We start from the raw sequence: 17333 nt of genomic DNA, 5'->3' as shown, positions 1-17333 counted from the left end.
AGGATAGCACTTTTCCTCTCATTTTAATATGATCTATATTACTAATTATTCCTTTTTATAGAAGCTTTGATAGGTAAATATTTTATTACCAATCTCCTAGAATTTTGCATCCTGCCAACTTAAATTTTAAAAACATGCGCAACCTTTTATGTATTTCACGTCTTTTTAATATAAAAAGCAACTAAAAATGAGACACTTTATCCAGATTTTACAAATTTCAATCATAGCACTTATCCTGATAGGCTGTAGTGAAGAAGATGAAGGAACTTTTATTCTAGATCCTGAATTGGATTTAGTGTTAGAATCTCTTACTATTTCCCTTGATGGCGAAACTGGAAATATTACAACGGGCATTCTCCCGTTTTCAGATGGAAGTGAATCTCCATCGCTTATAAGCTATCCTGACGCAATTAAAGCCACAAGATCAACATTAGAAAGGATTGATTTAGTTTTTGAGGTTGAATCTAATATTGAAGAAGTTTACTTTTCGATTCAAGGAGCATCTCAATATTACACGCTTACTAAAAATGACATATTTGTTGATTCTGGAAAACAAGCTGTTAGTATATTAATTGACATCCCTTCTTCTATTGAAAATGACAATTTCTGTACTTTAATTAGCGTCAAGGATTCAAATCAATCTATATCAAATCTCAGGGAAATATGCATTGAACTTAAAGAAAATGCTGTAAATGAACGAGTCATTTATTTTGCTGATTTTGATGTGAACTCTACGCTTTCTACATTAAATTTTAATACAGGTGAAGTTAACGATATTGGACCGATAGGGTTTTCTTTAAGCGATATTGCATTTTTAGATGATGAACTTTACGGAGTAAATTTAAATTCAGATTTAATATCTATTGACCTAGATTCAGGTCAAGGTTCTATTATTGGAAATATAGGCATTTCAGATGTGAATGCTCTTGAAGGATACAATGGAGTACTGTATGCTGCAACAAGAAATGGTGAGTTTTTAACAATTGATCCTACAACAGCTCAAGGAAATATAATTAGCCTCCTTGGTTCTGGCGCTGTCTCTTCAGGGGATATAGTTTTTGAACCTAGATTTGATTTTTTTTATGGAACATTGGTTGTTCCTAACTCCCCTACAGATGAATTAGTGACCATTGATCCAATAACTGGGGAAACAAGTTTTATTGGTGAAACTAATTATACAAGTGTTTGGGGCTTGGCATTATTAAGAAATCAGTTGATAGGTCTAACAACATTTGGAGATTTTATTATCATTGACCCAAATACGGGAGAAGGTACATTTGTTGAAATTACAGATGCTTTCAATGCAGGAGGTGCAGCGGCAGCGATTCGAGATCAAGATGAATAAAAAAGAAAATAGATGAGATTTTTATCTTACCTAATTATAGAGATAGTATTGTAAATTACACACAAGTATAAAAACCCAAAAAGCCTTGATATTTGTCAAGGCTTTTTGGGTTTTGCCCCCCCCTTTTTAGTTTATTGTTGAACCACATTCTATACATATTCAGTGAGTTAAATGAAGATTAGAGGCGTTTTAGACATCGAACCAGCCGATGATACGTAACCTAGATTTTAAAGGCATAATTAATATTTGTACTCCCATAGTTTTTCCTTTACCTATGATTACTTCTTTTTTCATCAATGCTATGGTACAGAGCCTAATTATTAAAATATAAAATATGCCTAAATTATTGTGAGTGTCAAAATTATCTATATATTTGAGTATTAAAAATTGGTCAACCAGTTTGGAAAACCAATTTTTAATACTCAAATATAATACCCGCGGGCTTAAACATTCTGTATAGAAAATACCGAATTTTTTCCCATTTATAAAGAGTTTACATACTGTTGTGTTTACGACTTTGAATAGTATAATATCGTATGTGCACATTTGTCTTTTGCTTTCGCGAAAGCGTATAATTATTAATTACAATTTATTTATGACTCGATATCTTCTCCTTTTTTGCACGTTGTTTTTTTTAGTATCCTGTACTGAGTCAACTCCAGTTGATGTCAAGACAGTCACAACAGAAAGCGAACTCCAAGATGCTATCAAAAATGCAAACGGCGGTGATGAAATTGTGCTTAAAGATGGGATTTGGAAAGACATTGCCATTCAATTTTATGGAGAAGGAACCAAAGATAACCCTATAATACTTCGCGCAGAAACACCTGGAAAAGTAGTATTAGAAGGAAACTCCTCTCTTAAACTAGGAGGAGAATATCTTGAAGTAAGCGGCCTTCATTTTAAAAATGGTTTCACCACCGAAAATGCAGTTATTCGTTTTAAGATAGATGATGAGAATATCGCTTATCACTCGCGAGTGACAGATTGTGTGATCGAAGATTTTACAAATCCAGATCGCGATAGTAAGAATCATTGGATCGAACTCTGGGGGCAACACAACACTTTTGATCATAACTATATCACAGGAAAAACTAACCAAGGACCCACACTTCGCGTATTCTTAAAAGGGAACGAAAATGTAAATACATACCATCAGATCAGAGATAATCACTTTGGACCACGTCCAAGAAAAGGAGGTCCTCGTGCCGAAACAATGCAAATAGGAGATAGTTACACTTCTATGACACCAGGCTATGTACATGTAGAACACAATTACTTTGAGCGTTGTAATGGTGAGGTAGAAATTATCTCGAGTAAGTCTAATTACAATACTTTTAAAAACAATGTGTTTTTTGAATCTGAAGGTTCATTAGTACTTCGTCATGGTAATTATGCGACCATTGATGGGAATATATTCATAGGGAGTGATGCTTCAGAATTTATCGGTGGGATTCGAGTAATTAATACAGGACATTGGATTGTAAATAATTACTTCTATAATTTAAAAGGAAACGAGTTTAGAGCACCACTTGCAGTGATGAACGGTATTCCTAAATCTCCTTTGAATCGTTACAATCAAGTAACCGATGTTGTCGTAGCACATAATTCTTTTATGAATACGAATACACCTTGGCATTTTGGTGTAGGAGCAAATCTTAGTCAAGCAGAAGTGCTTCCTCCTTCAGAAATTCGCTCTGCAAGAGCAGAACGTATGATTGTAGCAAATAATTTAATCCATACGGATGCAAAAGAATTTAAAGCTTTAAAAACCTATGACTCGATAACAGGAGTTACATTTAAAAGTAACATCATTAATGTCCAGAATAAAAGTGAATACCAAACGGAGGGACTTATCACTAAAGATGTGAAGCCCTCAGATATAACCAAAATATTCCAAGCACCACAAAACCTTGATATGGAAATGTATAAAGGTTTTGGTTTTAACCAGATAGAAGAAGATCTTTTTGGGAATAAACGCACTGATAAAAATGGAATAGGAGCTATTGTAACATCAATAGAAAATGGAGCAGCATTGTTAGATACGTCTAATTACGGTACATCGTGGTTTGATACAAATCCACCAAAAACAACCCCAAAGACGATTAAAGTTTCTAATACTTCAGAACTTACTAAAGCGATTGCAGAAAGTGTTCATGGTGATACTATTGAATTAAGTGGAGGTGACTATGAGATTCAAGAAACATACGCTTTCGCGAAAGCGGTAACCCTTCAATCCTCATCTACAAACGAAAAACCTGTACTTAGTTTTAAAAACATAGACAAAGGATTTGAGCTACAACCACGGGCCAAATTGAAACTCAAAAACATCGTTCTTAAAGGAGAAATACATACAGATGCTTTTGCTACACTTGATAAGAACATGGGGCAATCGTATGAACTTTGGCTTGATCATGTAGAAATTGATGGATTTAAGAGTGTGTTAGAAACAAGCAAGGCCTCCTTTGCCGATACGATTTCAATAAAGAACAGTGTCATTCAAAATACAGTACGAGGTATCCAACTCAATAAGGAAACTAATGATAAAGGAGATTATAACGCAGGATTTGTTTTTATAGAAGATTCTCAATTTACTAATGTGGGAATGAATATTCTGGATTATTACCGAGGTGGTTATGATGAGTCTACTATAGGTGGGAGTCTCTTCGTGAGTAGGAATACATTTACCAATTGCGGTATTCAAGAAAAAAGTAACATTCTTCTTAAGACAAGAGGCATTGTACATGTGATATTAGAAAATAACACCTTTAAGAATAACCCTATAAAAACAATCGCCGTGCTTTGGGGAGAGAAAGGTCAAAAACCTATAAACAATACAATTGTAAATTCTGGTGAAATTAAAGTAGTACAGAATCTGAAATTGAAACTAGTGTATTAATAATACCAAAAGAAAGTAAACTACCTCGAGGTAAGCCTCGAAGTATTAAACCCTTTGGCGGTGCTAATCAATTTGAAAATGAGAAAAATAGTATTCATAATAAGTACGCTGTTAGTATGTGCAGCTTGTAAAAATAACTCTAAGCCAGTTTTAGATACAACGGTTAAAAGTGAAAGTGAAGATGTAACAAAATATCCGAGTGATGTTATGCCTTTTATGGATGAATGGAAAATTCTCTTAGGAGATGGAACTCATACTGATTCATTGATGAATTTTGAGAAAAAAGATTTTTTTTATGTTTCAAATGATGGTACAACAGATTGGGTTGTGTATAAAACACCTAACTCTGGAGTTACTTCACGTACTTCAAGTAATACAAGAACAGAATTAGGACAAATTGCACATTGGGTACCTGAAACAGGAGGCAAATTAACAGGGACATTAAAAGTACAACATGTATCTACTTCAGGTGATGCCAGAGCTGCTGCTTCATATTCTGTAGTTGTTGGTCAAATCCATAGCGGTGAAGGTCATGAAAATGAGCCTTTAAAAATCTATTACAAAAAATTCCCTGACCACAAAAAAGGATCTGTGTATTGGAATTATGAAATCAATACAGAAGGAGACAATTCTGAAAGATGGGATTATTCTACGGCAGTGTGGGGCCATGATATGTCCGTTATAGGAGACAGTCCAAATGTATATCCAGAAGAACCTAAAGATGGAATCGAATTAGGAGAAGAGTTCAGTTATGAAGTAAATGTTTACAAAGGCATTATGTATCTCACATTTACAAGCGAGAAACATGAGTCTAAAACATTTACAAAAAATCTAATAACATCTGAATATTCCAATGAGTCAGATATCCCACAGCAAATACGAACCCTATATGCATCAATAGGTCGTGATGGTACAGAACAACCTACTGCATATGCAGGAGAACTACAATATTTTAAACAAGGGGCATATAATCAAACTAATGGAAAAAACCCAGAAGATAATATGATCTGGAATACGGGAGCCAACATCTATAATGGAGATATCGCAAAGCAATATGCAAATGGAAGTTATGCAGAGGTTTGGTTTAAAGAGGCCACTCTAGGTGCTGGCACACCGCCAAAAGAATAAGAAGACTTACCTGCATGTGGTAGATTTTCTAATACATAATACGGGTTTATAATAAAGACAATAATGGAGGTTGACACACCTAAAATATCGATTTTTAAAAAAATCATAGCTTTAATACTAGGCTTTGGACCTGGTATTTTTGCCATTGGATATACTATTGGTACTGGTAGTGTAACATCTATGATTGTTGCTGGAAGTAGATTTAATATGCAGTTATTATGGGTGCTTTTTTTAAGTTGTCTTTTTTCGGGCGTGTTGATGTTTGTTTATGGAAATTATGCTTTAATAACAGGATATACAGCACTTTATGGTTTTAAAAAGCATTTAAAATATGGTAAAGTTTTAGCCGTATTAATAATTATTGGTGTCTCATTTGGGCAATGGAATTCACTTATGGGAATTTTAGGAATATCCTCCAATATTATTTTTGAAATCTTAGCATTAAATTTTGAAGGATTAAGTGCTTATCAATATGAGGTCGTTTTAGTAATAGCTGTTGTGATAATATTTACTTTCTATTTATTAATGCTTGTTGGTAAATACACTTTCTTTGAGAAAATACTAGTCCTATTTGTAACCCTAATGGGGTTTTCATTCTTGTTTTCATTATTTTTTGTACAACCACTCTCCATAGACGTGGTGAAGGGGTTGATACCTACAATACCTGATGTTCCTGGCGGAAAAATGTTAGTAGCAGCTTTTGTGGGTACTACGATGGCTGCAGCAACGTTTTTGTCTCGACCTCTATTTGTAAAAGGAAAAGGATGGACACATAAAAATTTGAAACAGCAAAAAAGAGATGCTATTACAGCAGCTATTTTAATATTTATGATAAGTGCAACCATAATGGCAGTAGCAGCTGGTGCATTATTTTATCAAGGCAAAGAAGTGACCGATGTACTAGATATGGCAAATACCTTAGAGCCAGTAGCTGGTAAATGGGCAGTTGTTATTTTCTTCTTTGGAGCATTAAGTGCTGGTTTATCATCCATTTTTCCGTGCTTATTAATAGCCCCTTTATTAATCGCAGATTATCAATCTGGAATATTAGATACCAATTCGCGTCAGTTTAGAATTATTACTGCAATTGCTTGTTTAGTGGCTTTAATCGGACCTGCTTTTAATGCAAATCCCATTGAAATTCAAATTTTATCTCAAGTGTTTAATGTATTTGTATTGCCTTTAGTGATATTAGGAATCATCCTTATGGTAAGCAATAAAAAAATAATGAAAGAATATAAAACGAGTCTCAGTGTCTATATAGGTATGTATGCCGCACTATTCTTTTCTCTAGTGATTTCATACAATGGTGTAGTAGCACTTTTAGATTATTTCTAATACGTAATCAACTATATGATAAAAATGAACTCCCTTATTTTGAAACACTTATTGATAGCTTTTTATTTTGCTTTCGCGAAAGCAAAACCATTCTGATACACATAGAATTTTAAATAAAAAAAATGAAACCAAACAATAAAAAATATATCGTACCTGGATTAGTTTTCTGTATTGCGCTACTATTTAATAGCTGTTCTGATACGGCTAAAAAAAAGAACGCTTCAGACTCGTTAAACACAGGTAAAGAAGAAATCCAAAAAACCGTTTACGCAAGTGACGTGATTCCATTTTTTGAACATTGGAAGTTAATTTTAGGTGACGGTACTAATGCTGGAGTTGTAAATAATTTTGAAAACAAAGATTTCTTTTATACTGCAAATGATGGTAATCATAATTGGGTCGTTTATAAAGCACCCAATTCTGGAGATACTCATGGAACTTCAAATAATACAAGAACCGAACTTGCTCAAGCAAAAAAATGGTTTCCTTTAACAGATGCCAGATTAACAGCTACGCTTAAAGTAATGAATGTATCATCTACTGGAGACGCTCGTGTAGCAGCTTCACACGCTGTAGTAGTAGGTCAGATTCATAGCGCAGATGGTCATGAGAATGAACCTCTTAAAATATTTTATAAAAAATTCCCTGGGCATACAAAAGGTTCGGTTTTTTGGAATTATGAAATTAATACAGCAGGTGATGATAATTCTGGAAGATGGGATTATTCCACAGCTGTTTGGGGGAATGATTTTTCTGTTATAGGTGCCGAAGAAAACACCCCTCCAGAAGAACCTACAGATGGTATTGCTATAGGTGAAGAGTTTAGTTATGAAATTGAAGTTAAGGATGGTATTATGAATTTGAAATTTACAAGTGAAGGTCACGAAACTAAATCGTTTACAAAAAACCTAATCGTATCAGAATATACCACAACCGCTGATATACCTATGCAAACACAACATTTATTTGTGCCAATTGGTCAAGACGGTGTAGAGCGTAAAAATGCATATGCAGATGAGGGACTTTTTTTTAAACTAGGTTCTTACAATCAAACCAATGGAAAATCTCCAGAAGTAAATAAAGTATGGTGTTCTGGTGCAGAAATCCATGGAGGTGATATTCAAAAACAATATACAGATGGAAACTACGCCGAAGTTTGGTTTAAAACAGCGAGTATCTATGTAAGTGATGCTGCTGTGTCTAATGAAGGTTATTTTATTAAAAATGATTAAATCAATTAATGTAGGATATGATGAAAGATAATGACAAATTAGTTGCTAAAAATGTTCTCATAACTGCAGGTGCTCAAGGGATAGGGGAATCAATTACCAGACACTTTATTGATAGTGGAGCTAATGTTGCTATCCACTATTTCTCTAGTGCTGAAATGGCAAACCAATTGATGGAATATGCAATCAACAAGGGACAGAAAGCAGTCACTATATCTGGAGACTTAACAAAAGAAGCTGATGCGAATGCAGTGATTGAAAAAACAATAGAAGCGTTTGGTAGATTGGATATTCTGATTAACAACGCAGGTTCACTTGTTGCCCGTAAAATGCTAAACGAAATAGAAACTGAGTTCTGGCACAAAGTAATGGATATCAATCTTACATCCATGATGTTTGTGACACGAGCAGCGACTCCCTATTTAGCAGAAAATGAGAACAGCAGTATTATTAATTTGGCATCGCTCGCAGGGCGTAAAGGAGGTCATCCGGGATCGTTAGCGTATGCCACTAGTAAAGGTGCAATATTAACACTAACCCGAGCACTTTCTACAGAATTAGGACCTCTTGGCATTCGAGTAAATGCTGTTGCACCAGGTCTTATTCTTGGCACATCATTTCACAATACCCATACAACAAAAAAATCGGCAGATGCAACAATAGCAAATATTCCAATCCAACGAGCAGGTAATGCAGCAGACGTAGCACGAGCAGTTTTGTACTTAGCATCCGAATATGATGGTTTTATCACTGGCGCTACCCTTGACATCAACGGTGGGGTATACAATATGTAATAGATTTTCTAAATCAGAGCACGAGTTTAATACATAATGAAAATGAATATTCTTATTTAAAAGTGTTGATTTATTAAGCTTTCGCGAAAGCTTATATAGTCTAATTTGTAGGAGATTCGTGCTTTCTGTAATTCAGAAAAATTAATAATAATGAGATTTCTTTAGAAGGATCTCACATAACTAAGAAAGATAAATTAAAAATAAAATTATGAAATCATTTGGAGCAAGTAAAGAATTCATATTCGGTGATGATATCGAATGGGAAACTGTAGGTGAAGGTCTCAAACGTAAAATTATGGGATATGACGATAAGATTATGCTGGTAAAAGTTGACTTCCAGGTTGGAGCAGTTGGAGTAATGCATCAGCATTATCATTCTCAAGTTACATATGTCGAAAGTGGAGAATACGAATTAACCATTGGAAATGAGACAAAAATAGTTCGAGGCGGTGACTCTTTCTATATACCACCAAACGTAATGCATGGGGCAATTTGTACTAAAGCAGGGATACTTATTGATGTTTTTAGTCCAATTAGAGAAGATTTTATGGAATAAGCTTGATACAATATGTGCCCTTTGTTGTAAGGATAACACAAAACATAAGATGTTTTTTTATAAAAATCTTAAATTTTTAACATTATAATTTGCATTAACAAATATTTATTATCATATTTGGTAAACCAATCTGGTTTACCAGTTTGGAAAACCAATAAAAAAAGGACAGCTTCGAGGACTGTCCTTCTAGTTAACTTCTGATAGGAAGTATAAATAAGCTCAAAGAACTTATTTGTTGTAAAAGTAATAAATCGTTTATAAAAATTACAGCATTTAATTTTTTTTGAGAATTATTTAAAAAACAAATTAATTCAATCTTAAATTATTAATTATGAATGTAAAAACTAAGCTTTCCTTAGTATTCTTCTTTCTGTATGGGGCTATGCTTTTTGCTCAAGACAGTTATGAATTGACTGGAAACGTTACATCTGGTGCTGATGGCATTGCTATTCCCGGTGTAAATGTAATCATTGAAAGTACTCAAACGGGTGCAACAACAGATTTTGAGGGTAACTATCAAATAACGGTATCTGTAGGAGATGTTCTCCAATTTTCTTATGTAGGTTTTGCAACTCAGACGATTACTATTACAGGGCAACCTACTTTAAATGTAGTACTTGCAATAGATAATGCACTAGATGAAGTCGTTGTAGTTGGGTATGGTACCCGAAAAAAGAGTCATTTAACAGGCGCTATTGCTAAAGTAGATGGAGGCGAAGTTGCAGCTATACAAGCAAATCGTGTCGATGATGCATTAGCAGGTAAATTGGCAGGGGTATTGATTCAAAATCAAAGCGGAGAACCTGGAGCTGATCCAAGAATTCAGGTGAGAGCAGCTTCTTCTATTAATGGTAATTCAAATCCCTTAATTGTTGTGGATGGGTATCCAATTACTGGAAGCTTAGCTACTGTTAACCCAAATGATATTGAAAGTTTGGAAGTATTAAAAGATGCTGCTTCAGCAGCTATTTATGGTTCTAGGGGAGCAAATGGTGTTATTTTAGTTACTACCAAAAAAGGGAAACAAGGAAAAATTAGCTTTAGTTACAATAATTACTTTAGTATATCTGATAAGTATCAAAGAGACAATCTGCTTTTAAATGCTGGAGAATGGGCAAATACCATAGAGAGAAATATTGCTAATGGTAGTTTTGATGTTTCTGAAGTAGATCCTGCTTTAGTAAATTTCAGAATAAATGCCTTTAGAAATTCACCAGGAGCTATAAGCCCTGAAGAATGGTTATTTCAAACAGGACATACGATGAATCATGACTTTAGCATGAGTGGAGGTTCTGAAGATGTAAATTATTTTGCGTCCATTGGGTATTTAGATACCGAAGGTGTCGCAATAACTCAGGAATTTGAAAGAGTAAACGCACGAATGAGCGTCGATGCAAAAGTAAAGGACAAGTTTAAGACAGGAATAAGCTTCAATGGATTTTATTCAGATAGAGCATTATTAGCTCATGATCAGAGAGATCTCTTAAGAGCCTATGGTGTTCACCCTGTATTTCATACAGAAGAGTCTATTGCGTTTGTTCAACAATTAAATGATCAAGCAGTAGCTTTAGGACTTGCTCCCTTTGATGAAGGGTATAGAGGTGGTGAATTTGGTACTGCTTCTGGTTTTAATAATAGTATTTTTACATTACAACCAGGTGATACAGCACAAGACTGGCACTATGGAAGATCTGGTAATGGTATTGGAGGATCAGGAGATGCTGGCCCAGCTACAAAACTTAATAATCAAGAACGAACAGAAAGAACGTTTTTTGTGAATGCTAACACCTATTTACAATATAGTATTATAGATGGATTAAATATAAAAACTGTTCTAGGAGCAGATGTTTTAGATACTCAGCAATATCGCTATAGAGGACTTGAGGCAGATTCTAGAGCACGTTCTACTCAAACAAACTTAGATCAAACAGATTTAAAAAGAACTTCTATCTTAAGTGAGACTACTTTAAACTATGCAAAAGTGATTGATAAGCATGATATAGCTGCGGTAGCTGGATTTGAAGTTCAAAACTTTCGTAATATAGGAACTGCTTTACGAGGTACAAATGTTCCAAACGGGGAGATTATTAATTTTAATCTGTTAGATCCTGCAGATATTACAACAACTGAAAGAGATGAAACCATTGTAAGAAGGAGTGTTTTTGGAAGAATTAATTATGCGTATGACGACCGTTACTTAGTATCAGCATCTGTGAGAAGAGATGGTGACTCTCGATTTGGCGCAAATAATAGATCTCAAACATTTCCAGCGCTTTCATTAGGATGGAATATACATAACGAATCTTTTTATAATTCAGACATATTGAATTTATTAAAACTAAGATTTAGTACGGGATCCTTAGGGACTGTTTCTGACTTAGGAGCATATAGTTCATTGAGTCTTTTAAACCCTCAACCAACCATTTTTGGTACTGGATTTCTAATCCCGTCAGATGTGGCAAATCCTAATTTGACTTGGCAAACAAATACAGAGACAAATTATGGAACTGATCTAGGTTTCCTAAACAGTCGTATTAGATTAGGAGTAGATTACTATACATCTGATATTGAAGATATTTTAATTAATTTCAGTGTGTCTGAGCAATTTGGAACTCCTTCAGTAAGACTTAATGCTGGAGATGTGAGAAGTTCTGGGATAGAGTTTGATTTATCTGCAAACGTTATACAAAAACAAGATTTCACAGTAAGAGTTGGAGCCAATCTATCTACTGTGAATACAGAAATTACAGATTTAAATGGTTTGGATGAATTGCCGCGACAAATTTATGGTCAGAGTGGTAGAGGTCCCATATTTAGAAATTATGTAGGTGGAGAAATTGGTGAGATGTGGGGATTAGAAAGTGAAGGTCTTGTCGAGTCTGAACATATAGAAGATCCTACAAGAACCCTTGGTGCAGATAGTGGTGAAGTTTATGTTAAAGATCAAAATGGTGATGGTGTAATTGATGCTACTAGAACCGTTGAAGAAGGTGGAGATTTAGTAAAAATAGGTCAAAATACACCTGATTTTTATTGGGGTTTTAATAGCTCAATAAGCTATAAAGATTTTGACTTGTCAATGCAATGGCAAGGATCTCAAGGAGCAGAAGTTTTTAATGTTGACCCACTGTATTGGCAATCACAATTTGGTGGAAGACTAAGAGATAGTTTTGATGCTAATGATGATAATATTGCAGATGCTAGTGGACGTCATTATACACGAGCAAGAGATCAAACATCTTCTGCAATACAAGACGCATCTTATGTAGCATTAAGAAACTTAACTGTTGGTTATACACTTGATCCTAGTCTAACAAGCAAAGCAGGAGTGAGATCTGCAAGAATCTATCTTGCAGCTACGAACTTACTGTATTTATGGTCAAGTGAGTACACCTCTTTTAATCCAGAAGGTGTTGAAACTACAAATAGTGGTTATGCAGGACCTACTACCTATGGAGTACAAGTAGGTGCAAGCCCTATTGTTAGAAGCTTTACGCTTGGTTTAAATGTTAATTTTTAAAATAAGAAAAATGAAAAAAGTATATATATTTTTAGGATCATTGTTGTTAGCAATAGCCTGTAGCACAGATTTGGATCAAGCTCCGCCAAACATTGCTAGTTCAGGATCTTTAACAGATTTTTCAGGAGTTTTAAATGCAGCATATTTCTATCAGCTAGGCATTGTTACACCTGTGGCGGTCATGGGTGATTTTAGAGCTGATAATGCCTTAATGGAAGAAGAACCATTTCCTGCATTTGATAGATTTAATAGTGATTTAACTGATATGGAGGATCAATTCTTCGGGCCTCTATATACGGCAGCGTATAGATCAATATTAAGTGCAAATAATGTAATTTTAAATTCATCGGATGCTACTGAAGTAGGTGAAGCTCAATTTTTAAGGGCATTGACATATTTTAAATTAGTACAAGTTTTTGGCGATGTGTCTATACGTTTAGAAGCCGAGCCAGATGTCTCAGATACTTCAATTTTAGAAAGACAGCCCGCTGCTGATGTATACAATAATGTAATCATTCCTGATTTACAAGACGCAATAGCAGCTTTAGATAATTCAGAATTATCAACGGGTAGAGCATCACAAATCGCAGCGCAAGCTTTGTTAGGTAGAGTATATATGCACCTAGGAAATTTTGGTAATGCAGAAGCGCAACTTGCCGCGGTTGTTAATGGAGCTGCAGCTGCAGATATTAGCTTACTAGATAACTTTGCAGATATATTTGGAGAGGCAAATGATTTGAATTCAGAAATTATATTTGCTACTCAAGTATCAAGCTCTATCGTTGATGAGTATGGTTTTTCTGAATTTTGGTCATGGTTTGCAGGCCTTGATACAAAAGCTCTTATGCCATTAGATGTTTCTTTGATTGCTGCTTTTGATGCAGTAGCAGATGATGTGCTTGATGATGAGGTTGGAGATTTAAGAAGAGCAGTAACTATTGATGAAGAAGCTTTAGCATCTCCAAAGTTTCCTCAAACAGGAGGACCTGATCACGATTGGATAGAACTAAGGTTAGGAGATATTATCCTATTATATGCAGAAGCACTAAATGAAAATGGCGCTTCACCAGAAAACGTACTTGACCTATTAGATCCTATACGCACTAGAGCTGGATTAACAACCTTAGACCACACAGTACTTAATACACAGGCGTTAGTTAGACAAGCTATTGCAGATGAAAGAAGATTAGAGCTAGCTTTTGAAGGACAAAGATGGTTTGATTTAGTTAGAACAGGTACTGCACAATCGGTATTGAATTTTCCAGATGCAAACTATTTAGTAGCTCCTATTCCAATTTCAGAAATTCTTGTTAGTGATGGTGTAATCATACAGAATCCAGGATACTAAATGAATATGATATGTTTTTTGAGTTTACAGATAAAACCTTAATTATTAATGCATATGATTAGCCGTTTGTTCAAAAAGTGTTTTAATTCTTACTGGCTTAATTTTTAGCCAGTAAGAATTACTTAAAAGATCAAAAGCTTTTATGGAACAAAAAAGTTTTTGATAGATATTACTGTTCTATGAGTTTTATTTAACTTAGAGTGTCCATTTTGGATAACCAATTATTGAAAAAAAAAGTTTATGAAAGTAGAAATTCTTAATTTAAATGGGAACTACTCGATTCAGAAGCAGGTAATTGCAAAGATCGGAGACTTAATTAATCACAAGAATCTAGAGCCTGGAGATAAATTACCTTCAGAACGAATGCTTTCGGAAAAATTTAAAGTAACAAGAGGTATTATTCGTGAGGCAATTCAGAAATTGGAATTTTATGGACTGTTAAAATCAATTCCGCAAAGTGGGACATTTGTAGCAAATATAGGTGTTATTGCACTTAATGGAATGATAGATGACATCTTAACACTTGAAGCTCCAGATTTTAAATCACTGGTTGAAACTAGAATTTTATTAGAACTTAAAACAGCTCGTCTTGCAGCCTTGAGAAGAACAGATAATGATCTTAAAAAAATGCGAGATGCACTAGATGCATATACAGATAAAGTGCTCAATGGTGAAGATGCCATGCAAGAAGATTTATTGTTCCATCTAGCCATAGCAAGGGCTTCAGGAAATAGCACTATGAACAACTTCATGTTAATTATCACTCCAGAGATTATTACAAACTTTGAAAAATATCATGTTTGCGACTCAGGAATGGCACAATCAGGAATTGAGGAACATAAAAGGATTTATGAAGCCATAGAAGAACAAGATCCTCAAAAAGCAAAGGCGATGATGAAAAAACATTTTAAGGCTTTATATCAATATTGTTATAATATTTAAAACAATGATGAGTACGCTTTCGCGAAAGCGTATCACCCACAAAACATATATAAATGTCAATAGCTATTCTCATATGGCTTAGGTAGTGTATGCCTTTTTTGACTAAAAACGAAGTAAAAAATAAAGATTTATGAAACTAAAAGGACTACGATGGTGGATTATAAGCCTAATTTTTATTGCTACTGTAATTAATTATGTTGATAGGACTGCTTTTGCATTATTGTGGCCACAGATGGGAGAGGATCTAGGGATGGATAATGCAGATTATGCTTTAATGCTTAACGTTTTTATGATAACCTATGCTGCAAGTAAATTTTTATCTGGTAGATTATATGATAAAATTGGTACTAGAATAGGTTTTACATTATCAATACTAGTGTGGTCTTTAGCAGCTGCTTTTCATGCTGTAGCTAGAGGGATTGTTTCTTTATCAATAGTACGCGGTCTACTTGGATTAGGAGAAGCAGGATTATGGCCAGGAACTGTAAAAAATAATGGAGAGTGGTTTCCTGTAAAACAAAGAGCATTAGCACAAGGTATTTTTAATTCTGGAGCATCTATAGGTAATGTCATAGCCCCTGTTATAATAGTTTATTTGTATGCGCAGTTTGGATGGAAATCTACCTATATAATATTAGGGACTGTAGGTCTAATTTGGATAATTCCTTGGTTAATCTTAAATAAATCAAAACCGAAAGATCATCCTTGGATTACTGAAGCTGAAAGAAACTTGATACTTAATGATCGTATTGAGAATAATAACGTAGTTGTAGAAGGAGCAAAAAGTTTAAGCGTAGGGAAAATATTAAGTTTTAAAGAACCTTGGGGAGTTTTATTATGTAGGTTTTTTATAGAGCCAATTTGGTGGTTTTTTGCAGGTTGGATGCCAATCTATTTGAATTCTAAATTTGGACTGAGCATCGAAGAGATTGGAAATACAATGTGGATATCTTATCTAATGGCTGCTGCTGGTGGGATCCTAGGAGGATTGTTTACTGAGGCAATCATAAAACGTACTTCTGTAGATATAGGTAGGAAAGTAAGTATCGTTTTGGGGAGCATTTTAATTATAGTAGGCTTTGTGTCTATCATATTATTTGTAAATGATTCTAACTACATGACATTTATTTACCTAGCTGGATTAGCACTTTTTGGTTTTCAATTTGCCATTGGTAATATTCAAACCTTATCTAGTGATTTATTTAGAGGCCCATCAGTAGGAACCTTAGCTGGACTCGCTGGAACTGTAGCAGCATTTTCACCTATAATAATGAATTGGTTTATAGGAAGAATAACAACAGAAGGATCGTATACGCCAGCATTTATAGCTATCACAGTATCAGTTGTGCTTGCGGTAGTATCTATTTTATTATTAATCAGAAAAGTAAAATTAGTAGTAGATATAGAAAATTAACCCTATTCAAAAAAAGATTTAAAAAATAATTATAATGAGTAATAACGGAAAAATAGCAATAGTAACAGGAGCTACAGGAGGCATTGGTTTTGCAGTGGCAAAAAGATTAGGTCAAGATGGATATACTGTAATTTTAAATGGTATAGATGATGATGCAGGAGCAAAAAGAGTAGAAGAGTTAACAAAAGAAGGAATCACTGCTGAATATTATGGATTCGACGTAACAAAAGAAGAAGATGTGACTTCTAATATAAAGGCAATCGGAGAAAAATATAGTAGAATTGATGTGTTGGTTAATAACGCCGGTGGTTTAGGAGGAAGATCTAGATTTGAAGAGATGACAACCGAATTCTACCGCTTTGTAATGGCACTAAACTTAGATTCTGTATTCTTCGCTTCTAGAGCCGCAATACCTTTTCTTAAGAGCGGAGAACACCCTTCTATTATTAATTATACATCTAATGCAGGATGGAATGCCGGAGGTCCTGGAGCAGGAATTTATGGGACATCAAAAGCTGCTGTACACACCATAACAAGAGCATTAGCAAAAGATCTTGCCGAATATGGTATTCGAGTAAATGCAGTCTCTCCCGGCACTATTGACACCGATTTCCATAAACAAATAAAAGAGACAAAACCAGAAGTTTTTGCTTCTTGGGCAAATAATATTATGTTAGGGCGTCTAGGACAACCAGAAGATGTAGCTTCTGTTGTATCGTTTTTAGCAAGTAAAGATGCCGCTTTCTTAACAGCAGAAACTATTCAAGTAGGTGGCGGACAAGCGTTGGGAATTTAATGGTCAATTAATTTTGACGTAAAT

12 protein-coding genes are annotated in these 17333 nt (G+C 34.6%); all 12 read left to right on the top strand.

The features are described 5' to 3' along the window. The first annotated feature begins 187 nt into the window (after nucleotides 1–187). A complete protein-coding gene (locus CHB80_RS03720; protein ID WP_089370074.1) occupies nucleotides 188–1345 on the top strand; it encodes a hypothetical protein in 1158 nt (385 codons plus the stop codon). A gap of 595 nt (nucleotides 1346–1940) precedes the next feature. Further along, nucleotides 1941–4244 carry a chondroitinase-B domain-containing protein gene (locus CHB80_RS03710; RefSeq protein ID WP_089370072.1) on the top strand — a complete coding sequence of 768 codons (2304 nt, stop codon included), beginning with the start codon at nucleotides 1941–1943 and terminating at the stop codon, nucleotides 4242–4244. 78 nt (nucleotides 4245–4322) lie between these two features. Next, a complete protein-coding gene (locus CHB80_RS03705; protein WP_089370071.1) occupies nucleotides 4323–5372 on the top strand; it encodes a polysaccharide lyase family 7 protein in 1050 nt (349 codons plus the stop codon). 63 nt (nucleotides 5373–5435) lie between these two features. Continuing rightward, a complete protein-coding gene (locus tag CHB80_RS03700) occupies nucleotides 5436–6710 on the top strand; it encodes an NRAMP family divalent metal transporter (protein ID WP_089370070.1) in 1275 nt (424 codons plus the stop codon). 122 nt (nucleotides 6711–6832) lie between these two features. Next, entirely contained in the window at nucleotides 6833–7942 is a 1110-nt protein-coding gene (locus tag CHB80_RS03695; RefSeq protein ID WP_089370069.1) for a polysaccharide lyase family 7 protein, read from the top strand. A gap of 17 nt (nucleotides 7943–7959) precedes the next feature. After that, complete coding sequence (locus tag CHB80_RS03690; protein ID WP_317044267.1) at nucleotides 7960–8733, top strand: SDR family NAD(P)-dependent oxidoreductase; 774 nt, start codon at nucleotides 7960–7962, stop codon at nucleotides 8731–8733. Between the two features lie 208 nt (nucleotides 8734–8941). Then, nucleotides 8942–9289, top strand: a complete 348-nt coding sequence (locus tag CHB80_RS03685) for a cupin domain-containing protein (protein WP_089370067.1) — start codon at nucleotides 8942–8944, stop codon at nucleotides 9287–9289. A gap of 331 nt (nucleotides 9290–9620) precedes the next feature. Next, nucleotides 9621–12809, top strand: a complete 3189-nt coding sequence (locus CHB80_RS03680) for a SusC/RagA family TonB-linked outer membrane protein (protein WP_089370066.1) — start codon at nucleotides 9621–9623, stop codon at nucleotides 12807–12809. Nucleotides 12810–12819: 10 nt separating this feature from the next. Continuing rightward, complete coding sequence (locus CHB80_RS03675; protein WP_089370763.1) at nucleotides 12820–14157, top strand: RagB/SusD family nutrient uptake outer membrane protein; 1338 nt, start codon at nucleotides 12820–12822, stop codon at nucleotides 14155–14157. A gap of 240 nt (nucleotides 14158–14397) precedes the next feature. Beyond that, nucleotides 14398–15099, top strand: a complete 702-nt coding sequence (locus tag CHB80_RS03670; RefSeq protein ID WP_089370065.1) for a FadR/GntR family transcriptional regulator — start codon at nucleotides 14398–14400, stop codon at nucleotides 15097–15099. 130 nt (nucleotides 15100–15229) lie between these two features. Further along, nucleotides 15230–16513, top strand: a complete 1284-nt coding sequence (locus CHB80_RS03665) for an MFS transporter (RefSeq protein WP_089370064.1) — start codon at nucleotides 15230–15232, stop codon at nucleotides 16511–16513. A 34-nt stretch (nucleotides 16514–16547) separates the two neighbouring features. Then, on the top strand, nucleotides 16548–17309 hold the full coding sequence (locus CHB80_RS03660) for an SDR family NAD(P)-dependent oxidoreductase (RefSeq protein WP_089370063.1): 762 nt from the start codon (nucleotides 16548–16550) through the stop codon (nucleotides 17307–17309). Nucleotides 17310–17333: the final 24 nt, after the last annotated feature.

It is taken from the genome of Dokdonia pacifica (genome assembly GCF_900188275.1).
Classification (GTDB): domain Bacteria; phylum Bacteroidota; class Bacteroidia; order Flavobacteriales; family Flavobacteriaceae; genus Dokdonia; species Dokdonia pacifica.
Note: the sequence above shows the minus strand (reverse complement) of the source record. Positions and strands in the feature narration are given on the sequence as shown.